This is a genomic window from Haloferula luteola (genome assembly GCF_014201715.1).
GTDB classification, from domain to species: Bacteria; Verrucomicrobiota; Verrucomicrobiia; order Verrucomicrobiales; family Akkermansiaceae; genus Haloferula; species Haloferula luteola.
In genome coordinates this window covers 53153-67162 of the sequence record NZ_JACHFD010000016.1, presented here as the reverse complement: position 1 = coordinate 67162, position 14010 = coordinate 53153, and the positions used below count along the sequence as shown (strand labels likewise).

Sequence of the window (14010 nt, the reverse complement as noted above, 5' to 3'; positions counted from 1 at the left end):
ACCTTCTCCCCGTGTCCGACAAACTCGCCGAGATCATCGCCACCAAACACCAGGAAGTCGAAGCGCTGCTTCCTCGTGCCAGCCACCTCCGTGCTGCGGCCCTGCAACGCAACGAATTCCGAGGCTTCCGTGCCGCTCTCGATCGCGGTGCCGACCAGCTCGGCGTCATCGCTGAGGTGAAAAAGGCATCTCCCTCCGCTGGCGTCATCGATCCCAACTTCGACCCGATCCGGCAAGCTCGCATGTACCTCGACGGGGGGGCCTCGTGCCTCTCCATCCTCACCGACGAGAAATACTTCCAGGGATCCCTCAGCTACCTCACGCGAATCTCCGAGTTCTCCACCGCACCCTTGCTGCGCAAAGATTTCACCGTCCATCCCATCCAAATCCACGAAGCCGTGGTCGCTGGCGCCGACGCCATCCTCTTGATCGTCGCAGCGCTTGACGATGACCTCCTCAAGCGCCTTTTCCACGAGGCCAAAGACTTCCAACTCGATGTCCTCGTCGAGGTCCACAACCTCCCGGAGATGGAGCGAGCCATCGACCTCGGTGCCGACCTCATCGGCATCAACAATCGCAATCTCAAAACCTTCACGACCGATCTGGCCGTCACCGAAGCTCTCGCAGATGAAGTCTCGGATGAGGTGCTTCTGGTCTCCGAATCCGGGCTCAAGTCCGTCGCCGATGCCCAACGTGTTCTCAATGCCGGCTCCAATGCCGTGCTGATTGGCGAGTCGCTCATGCGTGCCGATGACCCCGCCGTGGCCATCCGAGACTATCTGGCTCTGACCGCCCAAGATCCTTCCTAGAGATCGGAACTGCTTTCAAGCTTGGTCCCCCTCTCCACGCCGACCCCTCCCGGGTCGGCGTTTGCATTTTTGTCACCACGCCTTGCTCCCTGATTCTCAAGATCTCGCCGGGAAAATCCCCACCTCCCTCATTTTCAGGATTGACGCCAACCGGGCTATTGCGACTCAGTCGCAACAGATGAACGCAACTTCGCCCTCTTCGGAGAGTCTCCGTCAGCCTCGTTTTCAACGCGAATCGCTCGCCTTCACCGGCACACTGGTTTCCCTCGGAACACTTGCCGCCCCGGCTCTAGCCGCAGAAGCCCCGTCGGCACCGGCCACCGATGAGAAACCCAAGGAGCTCGACCAATTGGTCGTCGAAGCAGAAAACACCACACTCTATAAGCCGGAGCGTCTCGCCTCCCCGAAGTTCCAAAAGCCCGTCGAGGACATCCCCCAGACCCTTTCGGTGATCCCGAAAGAGGTCATCCGCGAACAGAATGCCACCTCGCTGCGGGATGTGCTGCGCAACACCCCAGGAATCAGCATCCAAGCTGGAGAAGGTGGCACCCCTCCAGGCGATAACCTTTCGATCCGCGGCTTCAGCGCCCAGAGCGACTTGTTCGTCGACGGAGTGCGCGACTTCGGTGGTTACACCCGCGATCCCTTCAATCTTGAGCAAGTCGAGGTCGCAAAAGGCCCGGCATCCACCAACTCCGGACGGGGTTCCACCGGCGGCTCGGTCAATCTCGTGAGCAAGAAGCCGTTCGCGGAGAAGGCCTACGATCTCATGCTCGGAGTGGGAACGGACAACTACTTCCGCGGCACCGCCGATCTCAATCAGCCCATCGACGGACTCAACGGCGCCGCCGTGCGCCTGAACCTGATGTATCACAACGCGGACACTCCCGGTCGCGACCAGGTCACCGAAGAACGCTGGGGAGTCGCTCCCTCGATCACCTTTGGCCTTGGCACTCCCACGCGTTTCACCGCCAGCTACTTCTACCTCTCGTCGGACGGCATTCCCGACTACGGCATCCCTTGGGTCGCCTCTCCCAATGTCGCCATTCCCTGGGCGACTGATCGACCCGCTCCGGTCGATTACGACAATTTCTACGGTCTGGTCTCGCGCGATTACCTCAAGAACGAAACGCACCTGTTCAGCGCCGAGCTTGAACACGACTTCTCCGATCAATTGCGCCTGCGCAACCTGACCCGCTATGGAGTGACTTCCACCGACCTCAGTGTGACCGCTCCGCGCTTTGTGGACGTCCTTCCCGGCACTCCCGGCAACCAGTACGGCACGGTCATCCGCCGTAGCGACTGGAAGTCCCGCGATCAGGAAGATACCGTTTTTGCCAATCAAACCGACCTCAATTTCGACTTCGAGACCGGCTGGGCCCGACATCAGGCAGTGGCAGGCTTTGAAGTCGCCCTCGAGCGATCGAAGAACTACAGCCGCACCGACCTCGGCACTGGCACTCCCAATACCGACCTGTTCTATCCGAATCCGTTCGACCCCTACTTCCCGATCATCGTTCGCGATGGCACCTTCACTTCGGCACAGTCGACCACTTACGCCGTTTACCTCACGGACTCGGTAGAACTCGGAGATTGCTGGCAAATTGACGCCGGATTGCGCTACGACCACCTCGAATCCGAGTTCACCAGCGCGACGGTTCCCACCCTCACCAAGACCAGCACCGGCCTCAGCTACCGCGGCGCCCTTACCTGGAAGCCGACCCAAAACGGCAACGTTTACTTCGGCTACGGAACGTCCTTCGATCCTTCCTCCAGCAGCCCTTCCTCCGGCGTTCGCAACAATGCCGCTGGCATCACCTCCTACACGACAGATCCTGAGGAAAGCGAAACCCTCGAACTGGGAACCAAGTGGACCTTCTTTGACGATCGCCTGATGGCCACTGCGGCATTCTTCCGCACCGACAAAACCAACGCCCGCACCACCGATCCCGTGACGGGCAATACCGTCCTGACTGGCGACCAACGCGTGCAAGGCCTTGAGCTGGGCGTCAGCGGAGAAGTCACCGACTGGTGGCGTCTCACCGGCGGATATGTGTTCCTCGACAGCGAAGTGCGCTCCTCCGGCAACCTGGCTGAAATCGGCAATGAACTGAGCAACACCCCCGAGCAATCGTTCAGCCTCTGGAACGTCTTCACCTTTGCCGAAAAATTCCAAGCCGGCATCGGCACCTACTACGTCGACAGTCGCTACAGCAACAATACCAACACCCGCTCCGCTCCCTCTTACTGGCTTTTTGACGCCATGTTTGGCTGGCAGGCCACGGAAAACGTTTCCGTCCAGCTCAACGTCAACAACCTATTCGACAAGGACTACATCGACCGCGTCGGCGGTGGCCACGCCATTCCGGGAAGTGGGAGAACCGCCATGTTGAGCACTCGATTCTCGTTCTAACCGGCCATGCTGCTTCGCATCCCTGACGTCCTCACCCCCGACCAAGTCCGGGAGGCTCGTGCCCTCCTCGACTCGGCGGAATGGGTCGACGGCAAACTCACCGCCGGAAGCCAGGCGGCACAGGCCAAGGACAACCAACAGCTGCCCCAGGAATCTCCCGCCGCTCGCAAGGTCGGCGGGATGATCCTCGAGGCGCTGGGCCAGAATCCCTTGTTCCTCTCCGCGGCTTTGCCGAAAACCGTGATGCCGCCGATGTTCAACCGCTATGCGGGAGGCCAATCATTCGGCACCCACGTCGACAACGCCATTCGGCAAATTCACGGTCAGGGTCATTCGATTCGCACCGATGTCTCGGCCACCTTGTTCTTTGCTGAACCCGAAGAATATGACGGAGGTGAACTTTGTGTGGAGGACACCTACGGGGTGCAGAAAGTGAAGCTCCCGGCGGGCCATATGGTGCTCTACCCCTCGACCAGCCTCCACCATGTGACTCCCGTCACCCGTGGTGCCCGGGTCAGCTCCTTCTTTTGGATCCAGAGCATGATCCGCTCCGATGAACAACGCACGTTGCTGTTCGATCTCGATCTCGCCATCCAGCGGATCCGAGGAGAACTCGGCGGGCAATCGGCGGCCGACCAAAGCGCCGTCCAACTCACCGGAGTCTATCACAATCTTCTCCGTCAGTGGGCGGAACTTTAAGCACTTCGATTGGTTTCCACGGGGTGGGCTTCATGCGAGCCCACCCCGCTTTCTTTTCCTGCCATGCCGCCCCTCCTTCGCAAGACCCTGTTTTGGTTGCACCTCGGTGCCGGACTCGCCGCAGGCTTGATGATCCTCATCATGGCCACCACCGGACTCCTGCTTTCGTTTGAACGCCAAATCACCGAAGCCGCCGATGGTTACCGAGTCGAAGCCACCGGCGAGAGACTCCCACTGAGCGAACTCCATGCCCGCCTCCACGAGGCCATTCCGGAGACCCGTCCCACCGGATTTCTCCTCAACGCCTCGCCAACGGCTCCTGCAGTGTTCCAATTCGGCCGTGAGCGCTCGGTCTTCGTCAATCCCTATACCGGCGCCGTTCTCGGAGAAGGCGCGACCCGTACTCGCGCCTTTTTCCACACGGTGACCGAAATCCATCGCTGGCTGGCCTTGCAAGGGGCAGCCCGTGACACCGCCCGCTCAGTCCAGGCGGCCGCCGCATTGGTCTTCCTCTTCATCTTGATCAGCGGGCTCTTTCTGTGGATCCCAAAACGTTGGACTCGCAAAGGGCTCAAAGCCATCACCACCCTGCAACCTCGCCTGAAGGGCCGGGCTCGTGATTGGAACTGGCACAATGCCCTTGGGATCTGGTTCGCACTGCCCCTGATCGTCATCGTCTCCTGCGGACTGGTCATCGCCTACCCATGGGCCAACCAACTGCTGTTCCAGGCCGTTGGCGAAAAAGCTCCCGAGCGCAAAGGACCTCCTGGACCCGCCCGGGGTGAAGGACGGGGACCCATTGGTTCAGGGGCCGGTCAGGCTCAAGGTCGCGGACCTGCTCAAGGTCGAGGCCGCGGTGCCACGGCTCCTCCACCCGAAGTCCTGCCCAGCGGCCTGGATTCAGCCCTGGCCAAGGCGGTCGAAGACTTCCCAGAGTGGAGTCAGGTTCAGTTCTCCTTCCCGGCTGGCCACCAAGCACGCTTCTTCGTCTCGGATTCCCATCGTGGTCGACCCGACTTACGCCGGGAAGTCACCATTCATCTCAAGAAGCAAGAGGTCGAATCCATCCAGGATTTCCAAAGTCAAACTCCCGGGCGCAGGCTAAGAACCTGGGTTCGCTGGGTCCACACCGGCGAGGCCGGAGGCTGGATGGGGCAAACTCTCGCCGCCCTTTCGACTCTCGCCACCCTGATCCTCATCGGAACGGGATTCGCACTCAGCTACCGCCGATTCTTCCGCAAACGGAAGATCGCCTAAAACTGCTGCAAACCCGCCAGACGTTCGTCCGCCGCCCGCAGCGATGCTGAAATCGCGAGCTCTTTCTCCGAACGACCCTCGGTCACTCCCCGCTCCAACGATTCCTTCAAAGCCAAAGCCAAGGCTTCGACCGCTGACGCCTGAAAATCCGGATCATCCCGCCATGCCCCTTCGGACACCTCCGGGTCCAAGGACTCCAAGACAAACTCAGCCAGAAACTGCGGCTGGCACACCCGATACACACGCAGACCTACCCGGAACAAATCCAGCGCCACCGGACGCATCGTATGGTCGCCAACAGTTTCCCACGCCCTCGCCACCTCTAAGCCTTCTTCGATCCAGTCGGTGGTCTCGGCAATCCAATCGCCTCCTTCCTGCGTCACTCCCGGACGTTCGCACAAGCCGCACGCAATCGCATGCCGTGCCTGCAGCGAAACTTTCGCCGCCTCCGGCGTCGTCCGTTCCCAAGGAGATACCACCTCCAAGACTTTGCGCGGGTCATCTCCTCGTTGCAACCGGGCCGCCTCACGGGTCACGATGGAACGCACTTCCTCGCATTCCGCCAACGCCACGACGGCTTGCTCAAATGACTCGTGAGCCTCGTCGGAGCAGCCTGCATCTTTCCAGGCGAGTCCACGATTGTTCCATGCCACTGCCCGGCGCCAGCGGACCCATTCCGTCGGCTCCAAAGATTCCAATTCTTCCAAACCATGATCGTACGAAGCTACCGCCTCGCGCGCCCGTGACTCCAAGCGCAACGCATCGCCACGATTGATCCACCCGGCGGCAAGTCCCCACCGATACACTGGCTCGCTCTCAAGCGGCAGAGTTTCGCGAAGTCGAATGGCCTCGTCCAGGTCCAACAAGGCGGCTCCTCCGTCCTTTTCTTCAAGCAGGAGGATCGCCCGCTGGGTCAGCAGATTTGCCAACTCATTGCGGGTTGCGTCGGTTTTCAAATCCAATTCCGAGCGCACCTCCAACCCTCTCAAATAGGCCGTCATCGCGGGAGCTTTCTGGCCCCGTTCGCGCCAAAGATTTCCCAAGGTCATCGCGAGACCCAATTGCAAGGCAGCACACACTGGACCTCCTGCTCCCTTGAGAAATCGCAGCGCGGCCTCCAATTCCTCAACCGCTTCGTCCCCCTCACCTGGAGGAGCCATATGGCGCCATTTCTCCAGCACTGAGAACGCCTCCTCCAGCGAGGAAACCCGAGAATCGCGGAAACGAAATACCTCAGCCATGATCGTCAACTCGCTGCATCCGCCAACTTCGCCAGGCTTTCCCGATAGGTCTCCAAGGACCCACCCGGTCGCAGCTTCAGCGCTTCGTCCACGGCTTTCAACGCCGCTCCGAATCGCGATTCTGCCACCCGCAGTTTGGCGATTTCCACCCAAGCATCCGCCGCCGATCCCTCCACGGCGGTGGCCCGCTCCAACAGCAATTCACCTTCGCCGTTCTTTCCACCAGAAATCTCGTATTTCCCGAGTTCCAGCAGAGCCACGCCGTCGGTGGGATCCTCATCAATGAGTGCCTTCAGCAAGCTCGCCCCCTTTTCCGGAGATTCTCCGGCATCGATCTCCAGTTTCGCCTCTGCCAACCGCAAGGCACGCGGAGCCTCCCCGGTCACCATCGCCTTGACCTTGGCAAGGAGCAGTCGAGCCACCTCCCACTCGCGCACCGAGCAGGCAAACCCCAAGGTGCCCATCGCTCGCGCCTCGGAGGGCGCCGACTTCCCAGAGAATGCCCCTTCCAATCGACTCATCGCTTCCTCAGGCCGTTGCTCCCGCAGATTCAACTCTGCCAAAAGAACCAACCCATCGCCATCAAGACGTTCCAAGCGCCGCGGCAACTCAAGCGTCTTGACCGCATCGGAAATTCGCCCCAGTTCGATCAACAGGCTCGCCTGAAGCACCGCATAGCTGGCCTCTTCCGGACGCTCGCGAATCACTTCATCGAGCAAGGCAACGGCCTCATCCTGCGCTTCAAGTTGCTGCAGGCACTGGGCCACGCCCGCTTTCCACTCCACGGCATCCGGCTCGCTCACCTGCGCCATCCGGTAGGCTTGCAGGGCACTCGCCCACTCGCCCTGTTGCAGCCGACAATAGGCCAGCAATCCGTAGGTCGATCCATCCGAATCTCCCAGCTTCACGGCTTCGATCAGGTGTTTCAGCGCCGCTTCATGCTTGTCCGCCCTCACCAGCACCACGCCGAGATTGCGATGAGCCCGGCGAAAGGACGGATAGCTTTCAATCGCACCCTCATAAGCCTTCTCCGCCGCCTCCATGTTCCCTTCTTCGAACTCCAAATTGCCCAAATTGAAGGTCAGCGCCGCAGACTTTGAGGTTAAAGAACTCTCCTTGAGCTTTGCCAGCGCGGATCGGCGATTTCCCGCTTCCATCAACTCCTGCACCTGCACCAGCAATCCTCGTTCCTCCGTCGAAACCACCGGCTCAATCCGTGCCTCAATCCGATAGCTTCCATTGAACGATTTCACAAACGCCGGGTCTCGCCAGAACGACGGAGAAAGCGGGAGCGCTTCCGCCGCATGCAGGCTCGATCCCATCCCCAACAAGGCGTATCCAATGATCCAAGGAAGCGTTTTCATAGGCATCTGTCGTTCCGTGCGGCTCCGAAGCCGAAAAAGAAAAGGGTGAGCATCTCGTTGCAATCCGACGGTGGCCCTGAAATCCCGCCGGGCGACTCCCTCGCCAGTACGGATCCCTCCTCTCGGGTCTCCGAATCGTCGTTCGGTCACATCGTCGTATCGTTGCGCGGACATGGTGGATTTCGAGCTGATAAATGAAGGTTCCAAGGCGGCTCCTACTTTCGAATCACGATCGGCCAGGACATCACCGCCTTGACCCGCTGACCATTCTTCGTGGGCGCCGTGAATCTCGAACCCGAAGCCACCCGTTTGGCTGCCGCCACCAATTCAGCGTGAGTGGAAGAAATCACCCCCAACACCGTCACGCCGCCACTAGTGCTCAACTCCACCCGCAGAGTCACCGTCCCCTGATTCACCCCCCGCCGCGACAAGGCTGGTGGGAATGAAGCTCGTCCATGACGCAGCAGGCGCGGCTTGCCGTCCAACTCACTCACCGCATAGCTCGACTTCATCGCCGGTTTGGGCACAGGTCGTGGCTTGGCAGGCGGGGCGGGGCGCGACAGGCGCTCAACCGGCCGCGGCCGCGGCTTCGCTTCCACCACCGGCTGCGGCAAGGGCGAAGGAGCGATATCCGTAAAAAAGGGATCCACCGGCATGGTCACATCCATCGGCACATCCGCCTTAGGAATCGGTACCATCGACGGATCGGGAACCTCAGCGACCTCCGTCAGCGCCGGGGGCGGTGGCGGAGCATCGGGCGGTGGCTCGTCCTCCGGTGGCGGCGGTGGAGGTTCCGGCAACGAGGTGATTTCAATTTCCCTCAATTCGATGTCCGGCACCTTCGAGGGCGGCGTCAGCAGACGCGTCAGCGCAAGCAGCGCCAATAATAACGCGGCCATCGCCACTCCCACCACCATGCCCGAAATCTTCATTTCTCAGTCGCCAATGAGACGGATTCTGCTCCGGCCAACTTCGCGGCATCGAGCACCCGCACCGTCGATTCCGTGGGTGCCGCGGCATCCGCCCGGATGATCACGGGCATCTGGCCATCTTCTTCCAGCAAGGCCGCGACCACAGCACGCACCCCATCCATGCCAATCTCCCGCCCCCCATGCCAAACTCGGCCCTCCGATGTCACCGCAATCAGGATCGCCTGCTTCTCGAGATCTTGAGAACTCGCAGCCCGCGGCTTCGACACCTCCACCCCGGTCTCTTTCACAAACACCGTGGTAACAATGAAGAAAATCAGCAACAGGAACACCACGTCGATGAGGGGCGAAATGTCCACCGTGCTCACCGTGTCGTCTGTCGTACTATGGCGAAAACGTCTCATGCGATCTGGCCTCCTTGAAGTTCTTCGTGGAGCTGACGCTGCAGCTCAAGATGGGTCGACTCGGATTGTCGCTTCAACAAGGCCAGCAGGAAGGCGGCGGGAATCGCAATCACCAATCCTGCCTGGGTCGTCACCAAGGCACGGGAAATTCCAGCGGAGATGGTATCGATCGGGGGAGAGGACCCACCCGAAGCCATGCCCGCAAAACTCACCAACATGCCTGCCACCGTGCCCAGCAAACCCAGCAAGGGTGCCGCAGCAATCAGCACTCCGAGAAACGGCAGACGCCGTTCTACCCATGCGATCTCCTCCAACTCAAAACTGGCAAAACGTCGCGTCCACTCGCGCGGACCCGGACGCTCCGTCGTCCACGGCAAATCCCCCGCCACCGCCATCGGCTTCTTCCACGCCCCGGCATCCACTCGAAGCCGTAGCTTCCGACCGTGCCGCCAAACGACGTAGACCAACGAGTAAATCATCACCGCCAATCCGAGCAGCGCCCACAGAGTGAGCCCGCCTTCATTCAGAGTCGTGAGGATTGCGTTCTTCATTTGGCCCGTTGCGCGTTCACAAACGTCAGCCCCAGCCGCTCAGTCGATTGCACGATCCCTTGGCTTCGCCGCGACAGAAAAGCGTGCAAAATCAGCGCTGGAATCGCCACCACCAGCCCGAACAGCGTGGTGATCAACGCCTCAGAAATCCCGCCTGCCAAAGGTTTCGGATCTCCCGAACCAAACACCGTGATCAAATTGAAAGTCCGGATCATCCCGGAAACCGTGCCCAGCAATCCCAGCAAGGGGGCCGTGGCCGCCGTCACGGCGATCACCGGCAACAACGCCGTTGCCTTGCTCTGCACTCCCATCAACTGCTCATAGAGAGTCTCTTCCACGACATCGGCCGTATTCCCGGAAAGCTCCACCAGGCGAGCCATCACCGCAGCTGCAGGATGCTTCGGCTTGCCCGCCAACTCGGCCGCCTTGCCGCGATCTCCCACCCTCAAGGCAGCGAGAATCGCCGTGACCCAAGCCTCCCCGGGCTCTCGGTAGGCCGAAAACTGCACCACCTTCAGAATTCCCAGCACCAGGCTGATCAGCGCCAAAATCAAAATCGGCCACACCCACAATCCCCCCTTGCGCACCAAATCCACCGGCCCACCTCCGACTTCCTCCAAAGCACGGGCTTTGCCACCCGTCACGTCCAGCCCCAACTCGGCCTCGGCGCCACGGAACAACGGACCCACCTCGTCCCTGCCTGAAAGCTTGGGAAGACTTTCTCCACGCTCCCAAAGAACGGGCCCACCCTGGCCGCCCCCTTCAAACCAAGCCAACGGACCTGCAGCGGCAAAAGTGCCTTCCAACACTTCACCCTCCGCAGTCGCCGCACGACCCGCTGCCGTGGAACCTCCCATGAGAGCCTCAAGCCGATCCAACGAGGCATCCAGCACTCCGAGCCGTTCCGTCAATGCCATCGAAACATCCTCCGCATCCCGCGCCAGCAATTCGGCATCGACCGCCAAACTCGGTTCTCCCGGTCCCGACAAAGTCGCCACCTTCAACGCCTGATCCTTCAACAAGCCCGCCAAAAATCCAGCATCCTGCCCGCGCACCGTGCGCTCCCGCTCCAGTTGCCGCATGGCTCGCTCCCGATCCTCGACCGCCGTCCGCGCAATGCGCACCAAGCGACGCTTTTCCGCCAACTCCTGCTCGACCGTTTCGAACTCGCCCGCCAAGGCCGGCTTTTCCTTCGAGATCTCCGAGCGCACCGTTTCCAACTGCTCCAGAGCCGTCGCCAGATCCTTTTTCGCCGTCGCCAGAGCATCGGGCACCGTCACCTGCGCCATCGCCGGCATCACCAGCAGAGCCGCCCAGCTCATCCATTTCATGAAATTCATCGCCATGCTCACGATTCGATTTTCACCGGCAGTTCCACCAACTCCGGCGGCCGCTTGCGGTCCAACTCGTCGAAGGCCTTCAAAACTTCCTTGGCAATCTCCGGCCGGCTCTCCCATTTCCATCCCCCATTTGCCGGAATCCCAATCCCTGCATGACCACTACGGTCCGCGTAGTAAGCCCTCGCCAATCCAAGATAAAGCACCTCGACTTCACGCCCATCGCGCACCTCCTGACCTCGGGTGATGCGGCGATTGAATTGCTCTGCCTTCGTCACCAATCCCAAGATGGCCTGAATCCCATCACGGGGTTCATCCCCGGGTTGCCACTCTTTCAATGCGGCCAACTCCAGCATCGCGTCCTCTGCCAGAGGTTTCGGAAACCGTGCCGCCAAAGCCAATGCGCGCTCCCGATTGCGAGCCACCGCCTCTCCCGCCTCGCGACGAGCCGCCTTCAGGCGGGAAATCCCCTCCTCCGCCTCCGTCTTGAGCTCGTCATCTCCACCGGCCGAGGTCCCCGACTTCTCCAACTCCTCGTTCAGCAGTTCCAATTCCCGGCGATGCAAGCCCAACAGCTCACTCATCTCCGCCTTCTGCGTCTCCCAACCGCTCCGCTCAGCAGATGCCTGGGTCTTCACATCCACCACCTTGGCGATCGTTTCCCGCAGCTCCACCACCTGGGCATCCGGCACTTTCTCCTGCGCCAACAAGGGAAGAACTCCCACCGAAAGGGCGATCCAGCTTCGCATGGCGGCTTGGTAAGCCCTCCCCGCCCTCAGCACAACGCCGGATCCCGGATCACTCTCCTTCCCTCCTCCCCGTCTCCACGGAGATTTCCCTGCGTTTCTGTTGCGAATGCGTCTCATTTAGGGGGCGCCGTCTTGTCCGATCGACCGCCCCGGGTCAACTCTGAACTCCATGGGACTCCCAAGACGGCGGTCCTGGTACTTGTGCCGATCCTCCCGCCACCTCAGAGTTCAAGTCACATGCACATTCCCACCTTGATCTCGCGGAAGCGCGATGGCGGAGAGTTGTCCGCGGATGAAATTCGGCACCTGATCGATGGCTACGTTCGCGGCGAAGTGGCGGACTACCAAATGTCCGCATGGGCGATGGCGGTTTTCTTCCGTGGCATGAATCCTGTGGAGACCGCAGCCCTCACCCAGGCGATGCGGGAAAGTGGAGATCGCTTCGAACACCCCGCCGGATTGCCCGTCGTCGACAAGCACTCGACCGGCGGAATTGGCGACAAAGTTTCCCTCCCCTTGGCTCCCCTCCTCGCTTGTGCCGGCACCCGCGTCCCGATGGTTTCGGGTCGAGGCCTCGGCATCACCGGCGGCACCCTCGACAAATTGGAATCGATGCCCGGCTTCCGCACCGGGCTCACTCTGGACGAAGCCCAGCGCCAACTCGCCACCCTCGGCGTCGTCATGATGGGTCAAACCGATCGCTTTTGTCCCGCCGATCGCAAGCTCTACGCCCTTCGTGATGTCACCGGCACCGTCCCCTCGATCCCTTTGATCACCGCATCCATCATGTCAAAGAAGCTTGCCGAATCGCTCGACCGGCTCGTCCTCGACGTGAAATTTGGCTCGGGAGCCTTCATGAAAACGGAAGCGGACGCCCGCATCCTGGCCGATGCCATGATCGCCGTCGGCGCGGAGATGAATGTCGAAGTGAAGGCCCTCCTCAACCCCATGGCCGAGCCACTGGGCCGAGCCGTCGGAAACGCCCTCGAAGTCATCGAGTCTCTCGCTTGCCTCGAAGGCGGTGGGCCGAGCGATCTGCGCGACCTCGTACTCGATCTTGCCGAAGCCATCGCCCCCATCTCTCGAGAAGAACTGGCCCAACTCCTCGACAACGGCAGCGCCCGCGCCAAATTCGACGACCTCGTCGCCGCCCAAGGAGGCGATCCCGCGACCCTCCCGAGGCTCGCGGAAATCCACCTCGCCCCGATCATTCGGGAGGTTCCTGCGCCGGATACCGGCACCGTCGTCGGACTCGACGCCGGGTTCATCGGCCAAGCCGCCCTACAACTCGGGGCCGGACGCACCCGGGCCGAAGATGGTGTCGATTTCGCCGTCGGCTTCGACCAGCTCGTCAAAACTGGCGAGCGACTTCACCAAGGCGATCCCGTGTGCCGCATTCACGCCCGCCACCCTTCCGACTTCGACATGGCCGAAGCCCTCGTCCTCCAAGCCCTTCGCATCGCTCCATGAAGCCCGGAAAAATCATCGGATTTGCCATCCTCGCCGGCTTTCTCGGAATCTTTGCCTGGAGCTTCACCCGGGAGCCCAAACGACCCGCCACCCAGAGGCTCAAAAAAGTCGATGCCGAAATTGCCAAGATCGAATCCCATTCCCGAGATCGACTCGACGCCGACTTGGTGCGCCAACTGGCCGCAGAACACCTCGGCGATCGCCGCTTCCGCTTCGGAGTCGTGATGGAAGCCGCCTCCGGCAAAAAAGTCCTCCCTCTCCGCCCTGGCAATCCCGTCCACGACCAAGTCTGCGATGCCCTTCGTAAGGCCCTCGATCACGCCTCTGAAGTGCTCAGCCAACCGGACTCGCCGGTCCGCGGTCTCCGCCGAATCAACGAAGCCTCGCGCTACTTCGAAAACCTCCTGCTGGAAACCCTCGATGCCCAACCGGAACTCAGCGTCGGCATCCCTCCCACCACAGAGGGTCGGCACCAACGGAGCGGCTACCCGGATCTCCGCATCGAACACCTGCCGTCGCACACCGTTTTCTACCTCGATCCCAAGCTGGTCGAACAGGGCTCATGGTCCAGCACCCTTCGCACCTTTTACTTCGAGCCCACCGGGGGAACTCTTAAGATCACCGAAGACGCCGTCCATCTCCTCGCCGGGATTCCTCACGACGGCCAAGACGGCTCATGGACCTTTGGGAAAGCCAAGATCATCGACCTCTCCACCATCACCCTGCGACTCAAGCCCGAGTTTCAGGCCTCCAATGCCGATCTGTATTCCGAGGATTAGAGTTTCGC

Annotated in this window: 13 protein-coding genes; 6 read left to right on the top strand and 7 right to left on the bottom strand. The window is 61.0% G+C overall.

What is annotated here, in order from left to right; translation table 11 throughout:
• The first annotated feature begins 11 nt into the window (after positions 1 to 11).
• The 4 genes from trpC (at position 12) to HNR46_RS14895 (ending at position 5178) form a co-directional block, all read left to right on the top strand.
• A complete protein-coding gene (gene trpC / locus HNR46_RS14910; RefSeq protein ID WP_184020199.1) occupies positions 12 to 809 on the top strand; it encodes an indole-3-glycerol phosphate synthase TrpC in 798 nt (265 codons plus the stop codon).
• A 178-nt stretch (positions 810 to 987) separates the two neighbouring features.
• Positions 988 to 3222 (top strand): TonB-dependent receptor, encoded by a 2235-nt coding sequence (locus HNR46_RS14905; protein ID WP_184020197.1) that lies wholly within the window; start codon positions 988 to 990, stop codon positions 3220 to 3222.
• 6 nt (positions 3223 to 3228) lie between these two features.
• The gene (locus tag HNR46_RS14900) at positions 3229 to 3921 is read left to right on the top strand and encodes a Fe2+-dependent dioxygenase (RefSeq protein WP_184020195.1); all 693 of its coding nucleotides are present in this window, start codon (positions 3229 to 3231) and stop codon (positions 3919 to 3921) included.
• 63 nt (positions 3922 to 3984) lie between these two features.
• On the top strand, positions 3985 to 5178 hold the full coding sequence (locus HNR46_RS14895) for a PepSY-associated TM helix domain-containing protein (protein WP_184020193.1): 1194 nt from the start codon (positions 3985 to 3987) through the stop codon (positions 5176 to 5178).
• On the opposite strand, the gene HNR46_RS14890 is transcribed toward HNR46_RS14895, so the two are convergent.
• The 7 genes from HNR46_RS14890 to HNR46_RS14860 all read right to left on the bottom strand — a co-directional run bounded on the left by HNR46_RS14890 (position 5175) and on the right by HNR46_RS14860 (position 11753).
• On the bottom strand, positions 5175 to 6419 hold the full coding sequence (locus HNR46_RS14890; RefSeq protein ID WP_184020191.1) for a tetratricopeptide repeat protein: 1245 nt from the start codon (positions 6417 to 6419) through the stop codon (positions 5175 to 5177). The genes HNR46_RS14895 and HNR46_RS14890 overlap by 4 nt on opposite strands.
• Positions 6420 to 6424: 5 nt before the next feature.
• Entirely contained in the window at positions 6425 to 7783 is a 1359-nt protein-coding gene (locus tag HNR46_RS14885; protein ID WP_184020189.1) for a tetratricopeptide repeat protein, read from the bottom strand.
• Between the two features lie 215 nt (positions 7784 to 7998).
• Positions 7999 to 8715, bottom strand: coding sequence for a TonB family protein (locus HNR46_RS14880; protein WP_184020187.1), 717 nt, complete (start codon positions 8713 to 8715; stop codon positions 7999 to 8001).
• Positions 8712 to 9116, bottom strand: a complete 405-nt coding sequence (locus HNR46_RS14875) for an ExbD/TolR family protein (RefSeq protein ID WP_184020184.1) — start codon at positions 9114 to 9116, stop codon at positions 8712 to 8714. The genes HNR46_RS14880 and HNR46_RS14875 overlap by 4 nt, the downstream gene beginning before the upstream one ends.
• Positions 9113 to 9667: a MotA/TolQ/ExbB proton channel family protein gene (locus tag HNR46_RS14870; RefSeq protein WP_184020182.1), complete on the bottom strand. Its 555-nt coding sequence runs from the start codon at positions 9665 to 9667 to the stop codon at positions 9113 to 9115. Before HNR46_RS14870 ends, HNR46_RS14875 begins: the two co-directional genes overlap by 4 nt.
• Positions 9664 to 10998, bottom strand: a complete 1335-nt coding sequence (locus tag HNR46_RS14865) for a MotA/TolQ/ExbB proton channel family protein (protein WP_221285193.1) — start codon at positions 10996 to 10998, stop codon at positions 9664 to 9666. Before HNR46_RS14865 ends, HNR46_RS14870 begins: the two co-directional genes overlap by 4 nt.
• A 17-nt stretch (positions 10999 to 11015) precedes the next feature.
• The gene (locus tag HNR46_RS14860) at positions 11016 to 11753 is read right to left on the bottom strand and encodes a DUF3450 family protein (RefSeq protein WP_184020178.1); all 738 of its coding nucleotides are present in this window, start codon (positions 11751 to 11753) and stop codon (positions 11016 to 11018) included.
• 237 nt (positions 11754 to 11990) lie between these two features.
• Here HNR46_RS14860 and HNR46_RS14855 point away from each other — a divergent pair, with 237 nt between their 5' ends.
• On the top strand, positions 11991 to 13223 hold the full coding sequence (locus tag HNR46_RS14855) for a thymidine phosphorylase (protein WP_184020176.1): 1233 nt from the start codon (positions 11991 to 11993) through the stop codon (positions 13221 to 13223).
• Positions 13220 to 14002 (top strand): hypothetical protein, encoded by a 783-nt coding sequence (locus HNR46_RS14850; RefSeq protein WP_184020174.1) that lies wholly within the window; start codon positions 13220 to 13222, stop codon positions 14000 to 14002. Before HNR46_RS14855 ends, HNR46_RS14850 begins: the two co-directional genes overlap by 4 nt.
• Positions 14003 to 14010: the final 8 nt, after the last annotated feature.